The 15,706-nt window shown below is 49.3% G+C and carries 18 protein-coding genes; 10 read left to right on the top strand and 8 right to left on the bottom strand.

Annotated features, from left to right (window positions below; all coding sequences use genetic code 11):
* The first annotated feature begins 1 nt into the window (after position 1).
* The 8 genes from CUZ56_RS02475 (at position 2) to miaA (ending at position 8,375) form a co-directional block, all read left to right on the top strand.
* The gene (locus CUZ56_RS02475) at positions 2-1,489 is read left to right on the top strand and encodes an NADH-quinone oxidoreductase subunit M (RefSeq protein ID WP_126977880.1); all 1,488 of its coding nucleotides are present in this window, start codon (positions 2-4) and stop codon (positions 1,487-1,489) included.
* A 15-nt stretch (positions 1,490-1,504) separates the two neighbouring features.
* A complete protein-coding gene (gene nuoN / locus CUZ56_RS02470) occupies positions 1,505-3,013 on the top strand; it encodes an NADH-quinone oxidoreductase subunit NuoN (RefSeq protein ID WP_126977878.1) in 1,509 nt (502 codons plus the stop codon).
* Between the two features lie 154 nt (positions 3,014-3,167).
* Entirely contained in the window at positions 3,168-3,731 is a 564-nt protein-coding gene (locus CUZ56_RS02465) for an NUDIX domain-containing protein (protein WP_126977876.1), read from the top strand.
* Positions 3,732-3,805: 74 nt separating this feature from the next.
* Positions 3,806-4,282, top strand: coding sequence for a DUF1178 family protein (locus CUZ56_RS02460; protein ID WP_126977874.1), 477 nt, complete (start codon positions 3,806-3,808; stop codon positions 4,280-4,282).
* A gap of 305 nt (positions 4,283-4,587) precedes the next feature.
* Complete coding sequence (locus CUZ56_RS02455; RefSeq protein ID WP_126977872.1) at positions 4,588-5,340, top strand: electron transfer flavoprotein subunit beta/FixA family protein; 753 nt, start codon at positions 4,588-4,590, stop codon at positions 5,338-5,340.
* 16 nt (positions 5,341-5,356) lie between these two features.
* On the top strand, positions 5,357-6,289 hold the full coding sequence (locus tag CUZ56_RS02450) for an electron transfer flavoprotein subunit alpha/FixB family protein (RefSeq protein WP_126977870.1): 933 nt from the start codon (positions 5,357-5,359) through the stop codon (positions 6,287-6,289).
* Positions 6,290-6,469: 180 nt separating this feature from the next.
* Positions 6,470-7,327: an alpha/beta hydrolase gene (locus tag CUZ56_RS02445; RefSeq protein ID WP_126977868.1), complete on the top strand. Its 858-nt coding sequence runs from the start codon at positions 6,470-6,472 to the stop codon at positions 7,325-7,327.
* Positions 7,328-7,412: 85 nt separating this feature from the next.
* The gene (gene miaA / locus CUZ56_RS02440) at positions 7,413-8,375 is read left to right on the top strand and encodes a tRNA (adenosine(37)-N6)-dimethylallyltransferase MiaA (protein ID WP_126977866.1); all 963 of its coding nucleotides are present in this window, start codon (positions 7,413-7,415) and stop codon (positions 8,373-8,375) included.
* A 21-nt stretch (positions 8,376-8,396) separates the two neighbouring features.
* Here miaA and CUZ56_RS02435 read toward each other — a convergent pair whose 3' ends face one another.
* The 8 genes from CUZ56_RS02435 to msrB all read right to left on the bottom strand — a co-directional run bounded on the left by CUZ56_RS02435 (position 8,397) and on the right by msrB (position 13,361).
* A complete protein-coding gene (locus CUZ56_RS02435) occupies positions 8,397-9,368 on the bottom strand; it encodes a DUF808 domain-containing protein (protein ID WP_126977864.1) in 972 nt (323 codons plus the stop codon).
* Positions 9,369-9,584: 216 nt separating this feature from the next.
* Complete coding sequence (locus CUZ56_RS02430) at positions 9,585-10,073, bottom strand: peroxiredoxin (protein WP_126977862.1); 489 nt, start codon at positions 10,071-10,073, stop codon at positions 9,585-9,587.
* A 119-nt stretch (positions 10,074-10,192) separates the two neighbouring features.
* On the bottom strand, positions 10,193-10,576 hold the full coding sequence (locus CUZ56_RS02425) for an Mth938-like domain-containing protein (RefSeq protein WP_126977860.1): 384 nt from the start codon (positions 10,574-10,576) through the stop codon (positions 10,193-10,195).
* Positions 10,577-10,743: 167 nt separating this feature from the next.
* Positions 10,744-11,145, bottom strand: a complete 402-nt coding sequence (locus CUZ56_RS02420) for a YgiW/YdeI family stress tolerance OB fold protein (RefSeq protein ID WP_126977858.1) — start codon at positions 11,143-11,145, stop codon at positions 10,744-10,746.
* A gap of 82 nt (positions 11,146-11,227) precedes the next feature.
* A complete protein-coding gene (locus CUZ56_RS02415) occupies positions 11,228-12,016 on the bottom strand; it encodes a peptidylprolyl isomerase (RefSeq protein WP_162615230.1) in 789 nt (262 codons plus the stop codon).
* A 77-nt stretch (positions 12,017-12,093) separates the two neighbouring features.
* Positions 12,094-12,363, bottom strand: coding sequence for a BolA family protein (locus tag CUZ56_RS02410; RefSeq protein WP_126977854.1), 270 nt, complete (start codon positions 12,361-12,363; stop codon positions 12,094-12,096).
* Between the two features lie 12 nt (positions 12,364-12,375).
* Positions 12,376-12,939, bottom strand: coding sequence for a septation protein A (locus tag CUZ56_RS02405; protein ID WP_126977852.1), 564 nt, complete (start codon positions 12,937-12,939; stop codon positions 12,376-12,378).
* Positions 12,940-12,950: 11 nt separating this feature from the next.
* Positions 12,951-13,361, bottom strand: a complete 411-nt coding sequence (msrB, locus tag CUZ56_RS02400) for a peptide-methionine (R)-S-oxide reductase MsrB (RefSeq protein WP_126977850.1) — start codon at positions 13,359-13,361, stop codon at positions 12,951-12,953.
* A gap of 448 nt (positions 13,362-13,809) precedes the next feature.
* Here msrB and rpsB point away from each other — a divergent pair, with 448 nt between their 5' ends.
* Together rpsB and tsf are read left to right on the top strand one after the other, a co-directional pair.
* Positions 13,810-14,574, top strand: coding sequence for a 30S ribosomal protein S2 (rpsB, locus tag CUZ56_RS02395; RefSeq protein ID WP_126977848.1), 765 nt, complete (start codon positions 13,810-13,812; stop codon positions 14,572-14,574).
* A 109-nt stretch (positions 14,575-14,683) separates the two neighbouring features.
* Positions 14,684-15,574, top strand: a complete 891-nt coding sequence (gene tsf / locus CUZ56_RS02390; protein WP_126977846.1) for a translation elongation factor Ts — start codon at positions 14,684-14,686, stop codon at positions 15,572-15,574.
* Positions 15,575-15,706: the final 132 nt, after the last annotated feature.

Genomic DNA, 15,706 nt, shown 5'->3' with positions numbered 1-15,706 from the left:
CATGCTGTTAAGCTTGGCCATCTGGCTTCCTATCTTATTTGGTGTGGTTCTGTTGATTGCTGGTCGCGACCAGCAGCCGCAGTTCGCACGCATGCTGGCGCTGATAGGGGCGGTTATCAGTTTTCTGGTGACCATTCCCTTGATCACAGGTTTTCAATTAGGCACGGCAGAAATGCAGTTTCAGGAGTTTGCACCCTGGATTACTGCACTGAATATCAACTACCATCTGGGGATTGACGGCATTTCTGTCTGGTTTGTGCTGCTGACAGCATTTATCACCGTGATTGTTGTGATTGCCGGCTGGGAAGTGATCACTCAGCGCGTGCATCAGTATATGGGTGCGTTCCTGATTCTCTCGGGTCTGATGATCGGCGTATTCTGTGCACAGGATGCTGTGCTGTTTTACGTGTTTTTTGAAGCAACCCTGATCCCAATGTATATCATCATCGGGGTGTGGGGCGGACCACGGCGTGTTTATGCCGCATTCAAGTTTTTCCTGTATACCCTGGCGGGATCACTGCTGATGCTCGTGGCGTTGATTTATATGTATAACGTCTCCGGAGAAAGCTTTGCATTGACCAAATGGTATCAGACCCCGTTGACCATGACTGCACAAACGCTATTGTTTATTGCTTTTTTTGCTGCGTTTGCTGTCAAGATTCCAATGTGGCCGGTACATACCTGGTTGCCCGATGCCCACGTGGAAGCACCTACCGGTGGCTCTGTGGTGCTGGCAGCGATCATGCTGAAACTGGGGGCTTATGGTTTTCTGCGTTTTGTGCTGCCAATCCTGCCTGATGCCAGCAAGGAGTACGCTTGGGTCATCATTGCACTGTCTTTGATTGCAGTGATTTATGTCGGGCTGGTTGCCTTGGTGCAAAAAGATATGAAGAAGCTGGTGGCGTATTCTTCCATCACGCACATGGGGTTTGTGACACTGGGCATCTTTTTGTTTACGCCTCTAGGGCTTTCGGGCGCGATTGTGCAGATGATTTCTCACGGGTTTGTTGCAGGCGCGATGTTCCTGTGTATTGGTGTGCTGTATGACCGGGTACATTCGCGTGAGATTGCTGATTACGGCGGTGTGATCAATACCATGCCTAAGTTTGCCGCACTGGCGTTGCTGTTCTGTATGGCAAACAGTGGTTTGCCGGGTACTTCCGGTTTCATTGGTGAGTGGATGGTGATTTTGGCTGCAGTGAAGTTCAACTTCTGGATTGGTCTGCTGGCTGCCACTTCATTGATTCTGGCTGCTGCTTATACTCTGTGGATGTACAAGCGGGTGTATTTTGGGCCTGTAGGCAATGACAAGGTGAAAGCGCTGAAAGATATTGGCTGCCGTGAATTTGGCATACTGGCGGTGATGGCAGCCATGGTGATTGCTTTGGGGGTGTTTCCAAAACCGGTCACCGATGTGATGGAGCCATCGATTAAGGCATTGCTTGATAATCACGTCAATGTTCCTTCAAAAATTCCGTCAGCACAGTAATGGGGAGCGAGACAAATGAATGGTGAAAATATGGTTTGGAGCGCGATTTTCCCCGAAGTAATTCTGGCAGTAATGGCCTGCGTCATTACCTTGATTGGTTTGGGTAAAGACCGGACAGAGAAGCAGACGGCACCCTATGTGCTGTCGCAGATAACTTTGCTTGCTATTGCGATTCTGGAACTGATTCAGTTTATCAATGGCTATAAAGTGGTGGCCTGGAATGGCATGGTGGTGGTCGATCAGCTTGCCAGTCTGCTGAAATTCTGTGCGGTAATTGCAGTGATGTTGATCTTGTCGTATGGAAGGTCTTATGCTCTCTCGCGTCAAATGCTCAAAGGCGAGTTGTTCAGCTTAGCTTTGCTCTCCTTACTGGGTGCGATGGTCATGATTTCGGGCAACAACCTGCTGATGTTGTATCTGGGCCTGGAAGTGATGTCTCTGTCTCTTTACGCTCTGGTGGCATTACGGCGGGACGATAAAAATGCGACTGAAGCCGCAATGAAATACTTTGTGTTAGGCGCTTTGGCCAGTGGCTTCATGCTGTATGGTATGTCCCTGATCTATGGTGCTTCTGGCGGCAACTTGGAATTAAGTGCAATTGTCAGTGCTTTGTATGAAGGGCAGAATGCAGGGGTTGAATATAACCGTGTGTTGATTTTCGGTCTGGTTTTTATTGTATCGGGCCTTGCATTTAAGCTCGGGGTCGTGCCTTTCCATATGTGGGTGCCTGATGTGTACCAGGGCTCTCCCACAGTCATTACATTGTTTGTGAGCAGTATGCCCAAGTTGGCAGCTTATGCGATGGCGGTGCGTCTGCTGGTGGATATGCTGTCTATCATGCATGTACAGTGGCAGCAAATGCTGATGATTCTGGCGGTACTATCGTTGCTGGTTGGGAATTTGGCTGCCATCATGCAAAGCAATATCCGGCGTATGCTGGCTTATTCGACCATTGCTCAAATGGGTTTTGTATTGCTGGATCTGCTCAGTGGCGGCTGGACCATGAGTGTTGGTAACCAATTGCAGGGTGGTGGCTATCAGTCCGGGCTTTTTTATCTGATCAGCTATGTATTGACGACTCTGGCTTCGTTCGGTGTATTGCTGTATTTGTCACGTAACGGTGAAAAGTTTGACAAGATCAATGATTTGAAAGGATTGAATCAGCATAGCCCGCTGATGGCCGCTGTCATGGCCATTGCAATGTTTTCGTTGGCAGGTATTCCGCCGCTGGTAGGGTTCTATGCCAAGCTGTTTGTGCTTCAGGCATTGGTACATGCCGGGTTTACTGCAGTGGCCGTTTATGCGGTGATCATGTCTTTGATTGGTGCTTACTACTATCTGAGAGTGGTCAAAGTCATGTATTTTGATGCTCCCGAAGAGAATGCGCCGAAAGTTGTCACCCACGGTGGGAATGAGCAGCGTTATTTATTGTCGCTGAATGGCTTAGCTATCCTGTTGCTGGGAATTTTCCCAGGATTTTTAATGACAGCTTGTATCTTTGCTATTCGCTCGATTTGGGCTTAGTAGCGCAACTTGGCCAGGATTGGCGTTTCTCATATAGAAAAGCTACCAAAAAGGGCAGGTGAATTCTTTCACCTGCATATCGGTAGCTTTTTTTCTTCATGCATACCTTTTGCATTGAATTTGAATCAACCTATATTGGAAGTCATCATAAGCCATGTCTTTAAAAGAAAAGACGATTGACTCTCAAGTCGCTTATCGGGGCGGTTTTCTTGAAATCAGGCGCGATGCTGTATTGTTGCCGGATGGAAAGCAGGCCACGCGCGAATACTGTGTGCACCCTGGCGCAGCAGTTGTTATTCCGGTGTTGCCAGACGGGCAGTTGGTGCTTGAGAAGCAGTACCGTTACCCTGTACAGCAGGAGATGATTGAGTTTCCTGCGGGTAAACTCGATCCGCAGGAGTCAGATTTGTCGTGTGCGGTTCGGGAGTTACGCGAAGAAACCGGTTATACGGCACGGCGCTGGGCGTATGCGGGCAAAATTTATCCGTGTATTGGATACTCTGATGAAATCATTCACATCTGGTTAGCAACAGAATTAAGTGCAGGAGCGCAAAGGCTTGACCAAGGGGAGTTTGTTGATGTTTTTACAGCTCCAGTACAACAGGTCAATCAGTGGAGTCTGGACGGGACCATCACGGACAGCAAAACTTTGTGTGCACTGCGGTGGCTGAATGCCTGGCTGCATGATGAGTGGCAGCCTGATTGGCAGGTGGTTTGAGCTGTATCACTGATTACCTGCTATCATGGCAATAGCAGTGTTTTTACTGCTGTATTTTGCTGTTTTGTCGTTTTATGAAAGTATTTGATCTCCAGTGCATACATGGGCACACTTTTGAAGGCTGGTTTGGCTCAGAGGATGATTATCAGAGCCAGAATGCCGATGCATTGGTGTCTTGCCCATTCTGTGGCAGTACGCAAATCAGCAAACTGCCTGCCGCACCGCGTTTGAATCTCAAATCAGGGCGACATTCTGACGAAGCAGACACAGGCAATCATCTAAATAACACGCTTCCGGCTGGCAGTGCGTCGCATTTACCACATGATGCCATGCAGTCTCTTTGGCTGAAGGTTGTTGATCATGTGATGAAAAATACCGAAGATGTGGGTGAGCGTTTTGCAGAAGAAGCCAGACGTATACATTATGGTGAAGTAGCTGAAAGAGGTATTCGAGGACAAACAACGCCGGAGGAAGTCCAGACACTCGAGGAAGAGGGCATCGAGGTGATGGCGCTGCCATTGCCTGCCGCGATGAAAGGGTCGCTTCAGTGATCACTTTGCACGGAATTTCTGGGGCAAAGCACCGCAAAATATCTGGTATTTGAGAGGTTGTGACATTGCCGGGCAAGAGCATGGTATGTGTTTCTCCTGGCAAAATGAAGCTTATGAAAAACATGGGTTTAGCTCGTTTTTCTCCCCGGCAATACGCATTCACGTTTAGAATTGGCAAATGCACTTTTTGCGGTGCCCAGGAATTTTTTTGGATTTTTCATTGTGATGATGAAATCTGAAGCTATGCCTGTCATTTGTGATGGTCAATAACGATTAACTTTCAACGATGCTTGAGGAGAAGCTGCATGAAAATCTTAGTCCCGGTAAAACGAGTAGTGGACTATAACATTAAAGTACGCGTTAAATCAGATGGTTCCGGAATGGATATTGCCAATGTCAAAATGAGCATGAATCCATTCGATGAAATCGCTATTGAAGAGGCTGTGCGCTTAAAGGAAAAAGGGGGCAGCGTGACCGAAATTGTGGCTGTATCCTGCGGGGTTGCTCAGTCTCAGGAAACATTGCGTACCGCATTGGCCATTGGTGCAGATCGTGCCATTTTGGTTGAAACTGCCGAAGAGTTGCAGCCGCTTGCTGTGGCGAAGCTGCTAAAGGCGCTGGTGGATAAGGAACAGCCGGGGCTGGTGATCATGGGCAAACAAGCCATTGATGATGATGCCAATCAAACTGGACAGATGCTGGCGGCTTTGGCCGATTGTGCGCAGGCCACATTTGCATCCAAGGTAGAGCTTGCTGCTGATGCAGTGACCGTGACACGTGAAGTCGACGGCGGCCTGGAAACAGATACATTGACATTGCCTGCTGTTATCACAACCGATTTGCGTTTGAATGAGCCGCGCTATGTCACACTGCCCAACATCATGAAAGCCAAGAAAAAACAACTGGATGTGGTTAAACCTGAAGATCTGGGGGTGGATATTGCTCCGCGTCTGAAGACACTGAAGGTGGCCGAGCCTGCTGCGCGTAAAGCAGGTGTGGTGGTGCCGGATGTTGCAACACTGGTTGAAAAACTGAAAAACGAAGCCAAAGTGATCTGAAGGGAGTAATGTAAAAATGACAACACTGGTAATTGCCGAACACAACAATCAGACACTGCAGGCCGCAACGTTGAATACTGTTGCCGCAGCTCAACAGGTTGGTGGAGATGTGCATGTTTTAGTCACCGGGCTGAACGCTCAGGCGGTTGCTCAACAGGCAGCCCAGATTGCAGGCGTTGCTAAAGTTTTGCATGCCGATGACGCCTGCCTTGAAAATGCCCTGGCAGAAAATCTGGCGGCGCAGGTTTTGAAAATTAGCTCGGACTACAGCCATATCTTTTTCCCAGCCACAGCCAATGGTAAAAATACGGCACCACGCGTGGCAGCCAAACTGGATGTTGCACAAGTCTCTGAAATCACCAAAGTGGTGAGTGCAGATACTTTTGAGCGCCCTATTTATGCAGGAAATGCCATTGCCACCGTTCAGAGTGCAGATGCGGTCAAGGTCGTGACGGTACGCTCAACGGCGTTTGATCCGGCTGCAACCGGTTCTGCTGCCGTGGCGGTGGAATCAGTCGCTGCTGTGCAGGACAGCGGGAAAAGCAAGTTTGTCGGGCGTGAACTGACCAAGAGCGATCGTCCTGAACTGACGGCTGCGAAGGTCATTGTGTCCGGTGGGCGTGCGCTGGGCAGTGCTGAAAAGTTCAATGAAGTGCTGGTTCCTCTGGCTGATAAGCTCAATGCCGCTTTAGGGGCAAGCCGTGCAGCGGTAGATGCAGGTTATGCGCCCAATGACCTGCAGGTTGGGCAAACAGGAAAAATTGTGGCCCCGGAGCTGTATATTGCCGTTGGTATTTCAGGCGCCATTCAGCATCTGGCAGGGATGAAGGATTCCAAAGTTATTGTGGCTATCAACAAAGACCCGGAAGCACCTATTTTCTCTGTGGCTGATTATGCCCTGGTTGCCGATCTGTTTACAGCAGTACCGGAACTGGTGAACGCGCTGTAAGCACGTTCTTTTCTGAATAAAAAGGCGTTTATTTTTAAACGCCTTTTTATTTTGGGTGGAATCAGGGTGAGTTAACGCGCCCTAATGTTTATTTTAGTTGTGAGATTTCACAATGAGTTCATACAAACTTCACAGAGGTTTGCCATCATCATATCCATAATGAACATGATTTGAATTTGTATGAGCAAACTGCGTTTATTCTGCTGTTGTTTACTGATGGGGCTGGTGATCTTGTTGCTGGGAGGTTTTGCCTGGCTGGATGAAAAGCAGCGGAGCTGGATATTTCGTCCCGGCCATGAGAATCTGGCCGCAGCAGAACGCTTGATTCAACAAATAGCGTATCAGGATGTATGGATTGATTTTTATTCCCATCAAACCAATGCACAAGAGTCTTTGCATGGCGTCTGGCTGCCGTCAAAACGGGCAGATGCGCCAGTGGTTTTGTATTTGCATGGTGCTCGCTGGCCTGTGTTATCGGGCATCTGGCGGATGCAGAGGTTAAATGAGCTGGGGTTTTCTGTTCTGGGGATTGATTACCGGGGGTTTGGGCAAAGCAGCGGATATATGCCGTCTGAAGCCATGGCATATGAAGATGCCGCACAGGCCTGGCAGTGGCTGCAAATACATCACCCGGCACAACAGCGTTTCATATATGGTCACTCATTGGGAGGAACCATTGCTGTCGATCTGGCGGCCCGGGTGCAGGATGAGCAGGGTGTTATTCTGGAGGCAACTTTCCCATCCACGTATGAAGTCTTTGTGACATTGCCTAAATGGGGCCGGATACCGGTCTGGCCGTTGTTGACACAGCGTTTTGATGCAGGAAGCAAAATTGCATCCATGGGTTCACCTGTTCTGGTTATCCATGGCAGTGCGGATAAAACGATTGCTTCTCACCTGGGGCAAAAGCTGTTTGACCAGGCCGCCGAGCCGAAACGCTATTTGCCGGTGATAAATGGTACGCATCACAATGCCATGATGAACATTCCTGCCGGAGATTTACGTGCAACGTTGCAGCAGTTAATGGATTTTCACTGATTGTTTGCGTCACACAGTACCAATGCTAGCATTGCTGTGAACCCGCCACATCAGATGAGCGCTTCATGGGACAATCAACAAGTCTATGAGCACCAATACTTTACCTCATTATTTATGTATTGCTGGTCCGACCGCCTCAGGAAAAACGGCGGTTGCGCTGGAAATCGCGCACCGCTGGCCGGTGGAAATCATCAGTGTCGATTCAGCACTGGTCTATCGCGGGCTGGATATTGGCAGTGCCAAGCCTTCTGTGCAGGAGCGGGCAGAGGTAACACACCATTTGATCGATATCCGTGAACCTTACAACCCTTACTCTGCGGCAGACTTTGTCAAAGATGCATCCAGGCTGATCAATGAAATTCACCAGCGCAACAAAATACCGTTGCTGGTGGGGGGCACCATGTTGTACTTCAAGGCATTGATTGACGGGCTGGATGACTTGCCTGTGGCAACGCCTGAGGTACGTGCAGGCCTGGAGGCCGAAGCGGTGGAACTAGGCTGGCCAGCACTGCATAAACGTCTGAGCCTGGTTGATCCTGTTACCGCAGCACGTTTAGCGCCAAACGATTCTCAACGCATTCAACGGGCGCTGGAAGTCTGGCTGGTCAGTGGGCAACCACTTTCATCTTTTTTCACGGCAAAGGGCAACAGGCCATTCCCGCCGCTGCTCTCTTTGGAGCCACAGGAGCGTGCCTGGCTGCACCAGCGCATTGAGCAGCGTTTTGCACAAATGCTGCAAATGGGTTTTCTGGATGAGGTGCGGGCTTTGATGCAAAGAGGCGATCTGAATGCCGATTTGCCCGCCATACGTTCAGTTGGCTACCGGCAGGCCTGGGCTGCTTTGGAAAACACGGCCTTGAGTGGCGATGATGATGAGCGCATCAAAGCGGAATTGATGCTGACAGGCGTGGCTGCGACACGTCAGTTGGCCAAACGCCAGATCACGTGGCTGCGCTCAATGTCGCAAAGGCATATTGTCTATGCGGATGCGCCTGAAGCCACGGTTCAGGCGCTGCACTGGTTTGAAGCACAGCTTGCAAAAGACTGAAGCGGGTCTATGCAAGCTGTGTTAACTGGCGGATGGTTTATCCGCTTTGTTGGTTTTGCTAAAAAAGTGCTCTATACCACTAACAACTGCCAGCACCACAGCGCCGACGATTAATCCCAATACCAGGCTCATGATGGAAGGGGTGATGGCCTGAAACAGTTCACCCACAGCAGGTGTTGTCGCTATCCAATTGGCAACGTCAAGCTCCATATGGTGCAGAGCTGCCACATTGTGCATGATAATACCGCCGCCCACTAAAAACATGGCAATGGTTCCCACAATGGATAAAAAGCGCATCAGGTGAGGGGCGGCGTTGACCAGCAGCATGCCCAGCTTGCGGCGAAGGGCGGTTTCTTCACTGTCGCGAACCATCCAGTAACCGATGTCATCCAGTTTGACAATGGCTGCGACTATGCCATAAACACCTACGGTAATTAGCACAGCAATAGCGGCCAGCACCAGAAATTTCATCATCAGCGTTTGGTTCTGTACCACATTGAGTGCAATCACGATGATTTCTGCTGACAAAATAAAATCGGTACGGATGGCCCCGCGGATTTTTCTTTTTTCCAGCGCTGCAATGTCTTCTGCACTGACTGAAGTATTGGCCAGTGCGCTGGCATCTTCTGAGTGCTGACCTTGTTTTTTCTGTTTCCAGTGCTGGTAACTGTGAAGCAGTTTTTCCACGCCTTCGTAGCACAGGTAGGCTCCGCCGATCATGAGCAGCAGAACAATCAGCCATGGTAAAAACTCACTGATTAACAATGCGACAGGGATCAGGAATGCCTTATTGAGCATGGAGCCTTTGGCAACGGCCCATACCACAGGTAGCTCGCGTTTGGCGCTGACGCCAGCAACCTGCTGGGCATTTAAAGCCAGGTCGTCACTGAGTACGCCTGCCGTTTTGCGGGCGGCAATTTTGGTCATGGTGGCGACATCATCCAGAAGCGTTGTGATGTCATCCAGTAAAGCTAGCAGACTTGCTCCTGCCATGGTTGTTCTGTCCTTTTTAATATGGGGGTGGGGTAAGCACATTGCTTTGCTTGCAAAGCAGCGCAATCCTAGCACAGGATTATGATCGATGGTATCCCGGCGTATCGATATGCATGCAAAATAATCAACGTGCTTTTTCAGCGCACTGGCAGCAAAGCACCATAAAAAAAGCATATCACGGCAAGATATGCTTTTTAGTCGGAATGCATGACGTTTTCAAGCAGCGCTTTTGGCTTCTTTGTTAATGGCCTTGATGGCTTTCAACACTTCATCCACATGACCCGGTACCTTCAGGCCGCGCCATTCTTCACGCAGAATGCCTTCTGTATCAATCAGAAAGGTGCTGCGCTGTATGCCTTTGACTTTTTTGCCATACATGATTTTATTTTTAACCACGCCAAACATATGGCACAGTTTTTCTTCTGTATCTGCAATCAGGTCAAACGGCAGTCCCAGTTTTTTCTTAAAGGCTTCATGAGACTGCATGTTGTCTCGCGATACACCAAACACAACAGCTCCGGCTTTAGCCAGCTCTTTGTGTTTGTCGCGAAACTGTAAAGCTTCTGTTGTACAGCCTGGCGTGTTGTCTTTGGGGTAGAAGTACAGGACAACGGTTTTGCCAAGGTAGTTTTGCGGTGAAAACTTGATACCACCAGTCGCGAGCGCTTCAAACTCGGGAAGGGGTTTATTTAAAACAATGGCCATGTGTCTGCTTTAGGTTTTAGAGTTGTATTGGCGTGCAAAGCTCTATTTTAATCTAAATTACCTATTTTTGGCTATGATAGCCCAGCAGATGACGATGTTATAGTCCAAGATAGGCTTTTTTAGGGCGTATCAGGAGATTCAATCAGTGCGGCAAAAATGGTGTTTCTGCCTTCGCTTGCCAGGATGTTATAGGTTCTGCAGGCAGCGTATAAATCCATGGTTTCCACGCCGATCTGCTGCTGAATCAGCGCTTTGATCCAGGTCGGGCGAGGAAATCGCAACTGGCTGCCACTGCCAAATACAATAATCTGAGGCCGATACTGCAACAACTGGGAAAATGCCTGTTCGTCCAACGTGTCAAAACGGGGATATGGCCATGACAGTATGCCGGTTTTGGAGCTGAGCAGCAGGCTGCTGTTCTGGCGCTCACCATCAACCTCGATCCAGCCGGGGCCGTACGCTGTGATGCGATGCTGAAAAGCGGTATCAGATTGAAAGTCCATAATCTAGAAGGCCATTATATGCTTGCAGCGGGGCATGGCGCGGTGTGCAGGTATCAATACACCAGACTTGGTGGAAGGGAAATATCAGCAGCCTTTTTCATCAATGCTCCCCCGAAGAAGGTAGCCGGCAGGTCTGTGTATCAGTATCAGGCCTGCCTTGATCGCTGCTACTGGATGATGCGGATTGACTTCACATCTATTTCAATAGAGTTCCAGTCTTTATCCACTTCGCCCCGTATTTCCACCTGGTCTTCAGGTTTCACGGTTTGGCCATCCCATTTATGGGCGTCGATATCGACAGTGATGGTGCCTGTGGCATCTTTAAACAGGTAGTTGTCACCACCCAGGTGCTGAACGATGTTGCCACGCATGACGACGCGAGCATCGTCACGCAGGTTTTTAGCCTGTTCCACAGTGGTGACGTTGTTTGCAGTGCTTGGGCCAACAAAACCACCCTGGCTGCTGACCGTGCTCGGGCCTGAAAAACCGCCTGCAGATGACTGCGCATACGCGGTAGTGCCCAGGCAAGCCATGCAGATCAATGATGCAATAACGATAGGTTTACGCATAATTTATCCCTTTGCTGTGATGTTTATCTGAGGATGTTAAAACAATAACAGATGAGATGCATGGGTAAAGTACCAATGCACTTTACTGCACGGGTTTAATGTCAGCGCTTTGGATGAGTTTTTCCTGATATTCCAGAAATCCTCTCTGTTCCATCTGGTCGCGCAACTGGGCTTTGATGTTATCGTTCAGAGCAGGAAAGTCTGCCGCATTATTCTGTCTGACATCTTCCAGCTTGATGACATGCCAGCCGTACTGTGTTTGAATCGGGGCGGCGGTCAGCTGGCCTTTTTTCAGGTCTTGCAGTGCCTGGGCAAACTGGGGCACATAGGTGGTGGCGGGCGACCAGTCCAGCAGGCCGCCTTCAGATGCGGTTCCTTTGTCTAAAGAATACTGGGTAGCCAGGTCTGCAAATTTGGCGCCCTGGTTGATCTGGTTGATGATGTCCTTGGCCTGCTCTTCTGTGGCGACCAGAATATGACGGGCCTGATATTCGGTAGACATCAGCGTTTTCATGCGTTCATATTCGGCGGAGATGTCTTTGTCGGATATGGGGTGCTTGGCAACATAGTTTTCATAAAGTGCAGCAATCAGAAGGCTGCGGCGCATCATTTCAACCTGTTCACGGTAAGTCTCGGTTTTATCCAGCCCCAGCTTAATGGCTTCCTGCGACAGCACTTCCTGGGTAATGAGGTTATCTTTTACCTGGTTTTCATCAATGGTGCTTCCGGGGTTGGCCCTTTGCAACTGCTCAACTAATACACGCTCACGTGCAGACGGAATGGGTTTGCCGTTAACGGTTGCAATGTTTTGTGCCATTGCTGGTGCGACCATGGCAGCGGCTAAAAGGATAGAGAGGGCGGTTTTTTTCATGTTCATGGTTGTATATGTGTAAGAAAGTTAAAAAATGAATGATGGTCTGGGCAACTGAGGTGTATGTGCGACTGCGGTTATGCGTCAGAGCTGCCTTTGGCATCAATCGATAATGCATGGATTCCATTACCTAAATAAGGTTCCAATGCGGCATAGATCATGCGGTGCATCTGTATCCGAGTTTTGCCCTGAAAGGCTGGGCTGCGGATCATCAGACGGAAATGCCCGGCGCCATGGTGTGCATGTGAGGCATGCTGCTTTTCATCATCAATGATTTCCAGCAAGGTAGGGGCAAAAGCCTGTTGCAGCACCGCACGCATTTGATCAGGAGTGAGTTGAGCGTTCATGCTGGTGGTTAGTCATGATTCATCGGATGATGTTTTAACTGCCGGACTGTCTTCCTGTATGTAGCGCGACAGGTAGAGGGACTGCGCAATGACAAATACGATCATCAGTCCAATACCGCCAAAAAGTTTGAAGTTAACCCAGATATCGGTAGAGAACTGGTAAGCGACAATCAGGTTAAGCGCGGCCATGAACATGAAAAAACCAACCCACATCCAGTTCAGCCTGATCCAGATAGGTTCAGGCAGTGTGATTTGTTCTCCCATGAGCAGTTTCAGCAGATTGCGCTTGAACAGCAACTGGGCGCCTGCCAGTGCCAGGCCCATGAGCAGGTAGAGCACCGTGGGTTTCCACTTAATGAAGGTTTCGTTATGCAGCAGGATTGTGGCGCCACCGAACACGACAATCACGCCAATGCTGACCCATTGCATGATGTCCGGTTTTCGTCCTTTCAGATAGATGAAACCGATCAGCAGCAATGAAGCAGCGATGGCGACTCCAGTTGCCACAAAAATACCTGCCAGTTTGTATGCGGCAAAAAACAGAATAATGGGGAGAAAATCAAATAAAAGTTTCATGCAGGGATATCTTATGGGTTATCGGAAGCTTCAAAATCTAAAGAAGCTGAATTGATGCAGTACCGCAGTCCAGTAGGCTCGGGGCCATCTTCAAAAACATGGCCCAGGTGGGCGCCACAGTTCTTGCAACGAATTTCTACGCGGACCATGCCATGGCTGTAGTCCATACGGCGCTCGATGCGCTCTTCGTCAATCGGCGCATAATAGCTGGGCCAGCCACAACCCGCATCAAATTTGGTTTGCGAATCAAATAAAACGGCGTGGCAGCAAATGCAGCGGTAAATGCCAGGCTGTTCCGTGTCCCAGTAGGCACCACTGAACGGTGGCTCCGTGGCACCCTGACGGGTGACAGCGTATTGAGTTGGCGTCAGTTCAGAGCGCCATTGTTCTTCAGTCTTGTGGACCGGATAGTCGTCACTCATGTCAAAGTTGCTCTTTCAGGGGGGGAGATGCGTTTATTGTAAATTGTTACTTTAATGTGTGCTTACTGACATGGGGGAGCATGGTCATACCGTATCGTCTTTATTAATGCCAGGGGCGTGCCTTGTGTGCTTTACGGGTACTGAAGAGCGGGGGGAGTGGAGACAGTTCCACAGGGAGTTGATTTGTGCTATAATTGACAGTCTTTTTCGTATGGATTCCTTTTTAGAGCCTCTACTGGTAACAGGATGTTTCTCAGAAACTCGGGTTTCGGGTTGCCAGGGGATAAAGAAGGAAGAGTACGCAAGAGAATCAAAGTCTGCTCAACAAGGCCGCACGCGTGGTTTTGTAAGGACGTAACAAGCATCTGGCTCGCCTGAGGTGTCATAGGGTTAATTGCCCCATATGATTTAAGCCAGTATTTAGATTTAACCGACGGAGTGTAAAAGCATGTCAGTGACAATGCGTGAATTGCTGGAAGCCGGTGTCCACTTTGGCCACCAAACCCGCTTCTGGAACCCCAAAATGGCCCCTTATATTTTTGGCCAGCGTAATAAAATCCATATCATCAACTTGGAAAAAACCCTGCCTTTGCTGCAGGATGCAACTAAGTTTGTGCGTAATCTGTCTGCCAACCGCGGCACCATCTTATTTGTAGGCACCAAGCGCCAATCCCGCGATGTCATCGCTGAAGAAGCTTCCCGTGCCGGTATGCCTTTTGTGAACCAGCGTTGGCTGGGCGGCATGCTGACCAACTTCAAAACAGTGAAGGGGTCTATCAAGAAGCTCAAGGATATGCAGGCTAAAGTGGAAGCCGGTACTGAACAGATGAGCAAAAAAGAAGCCCTGATGGCTGAGCGCGAACTGGCTAAGCTGGAACGTGATATCGGCGGTATTCAGGATATGGCCGGTTTGCCCGATGCCTTGTTCGTGATTGACGTGGGTTACCATAAGATTGCGATTGCAGAAGCTCAAAAGCTGGGCATTCCTGTGATCGGCATCGTGGACTCCAACCATACGCCTGAAGGTATTGATTATGTCATTCCTGGGAATGACGACTCGGCCAAGGCTGTGGTGCTGTATGCACGTGCAATTGCCGATGCTGTGTTGGAAGGCAAAGCCAATGCTGTGAACGATCTGGTTGCTGCCATTGCACCGGATGCAGAAGGCAGTGAAGAGTTTGTTGAGGTACAGGAATCAGCCGAGCGCGCCTGATTTTTGACGTTAATGGTTAAAAGGGGCGCTTGAAGCCCCTTTTTTGTAACTGGTATTTTTTGAATGCACGAGCATTGTGATGCATTCAGACATAGTGGAGAAAATGGATATGGCAAATATTACTGCAGGCATGGTGAAAGAACTGCGTGAAAAAACCGATGCACCCATGATGGAATGTAAAAAAGCCTTGATCGAGGCTGATGGGGATGCCGTTAAAGCCGAAGAAATTCTGCGTGTCAAGCTGGGTAACAAAGCAGGTAAAGCCGCCGAGCGTATTACCGCTGAAGGTGTTGTTTCTGCCTACACTGCAGGTTCTGTTGGTGCGATTGTTGAGCTGAATTGTGAAACCGACTTCGTGTCTAAAAATGAGTCTTTCATTCAATTTGCTGAAAGTCTGGCCAAACTGGTTGTTGAGAAGAACCCGGCTGACGTGGCTGCATTGAGCGCTTTGCCCTTGGCGATGGATACATTTGGCCCGACGGTTGAAGATGTGCGTAAAGGTCTGATTGGCAAGATTGGCGAAAACATGAGCATCCGCCGCTTCCAACGCCATGATGGCGGTACCAAGCTGGCCAAATATCTGCACGGCACCCGCATTGGCGCCATTGTGGAGTTTGAAGGTGATGAGCAGGCTGCTGCCGATGTGGCGATGCAGATTGCAGCGATGAAACCGAAGGCGCTGTCTGCTGACCTGGTGCCGGCAGAACTGGTTGAGCAGGAACGTCGCATTGCTGAGCAGAAAGCCGCTGAATCTGGTCGTCCGGCTGATATTCTGACCAAAATGGTGGAAGGTTCAGTGAAGAAATTCCTCAAAGAAGTGTCTTTGCTGGATCAGGTTTTTGTGAAAGACGACAAATTGACTGTTTCTGAAATGCTTAAGAAATCGAATACGTCAATTAAAGCATTCACTTTGTATGTGGTTGGTGAAGGCGTTGAGAAGAAATCTGACGATTTTGCAGCCGAAGTAGCCGCACAGGTGGCTGCAGCACAAAAGGCCTGATTTTTACGGTCTTGGAAGACCGGGAGGGTATCCTGCCAGCTTTGGCAGGAACCGCCCGGTTTTTTTGTATCTGCTTAACTTTGAGGCAGGTATTTTGCTCAAATTAAGCATTTTTTGAAACAAAAATTGTCA

This window comes from Saezia sanguinis (genome assembly GCF_003991585.1).
In the GTDB taxonomy this organism is placed as follows: domain Bacteria; phylum Pseudomonadota; class Gammaproteobacteria; order Burkholderiales; family Burkholderiaceae_C; genus Saezia; species Saezia sanguinis.
Note: the sequence above shows the minus strand (reverse complement) of the source record. Positions and strands in the feature narration are given on the sequence as shown.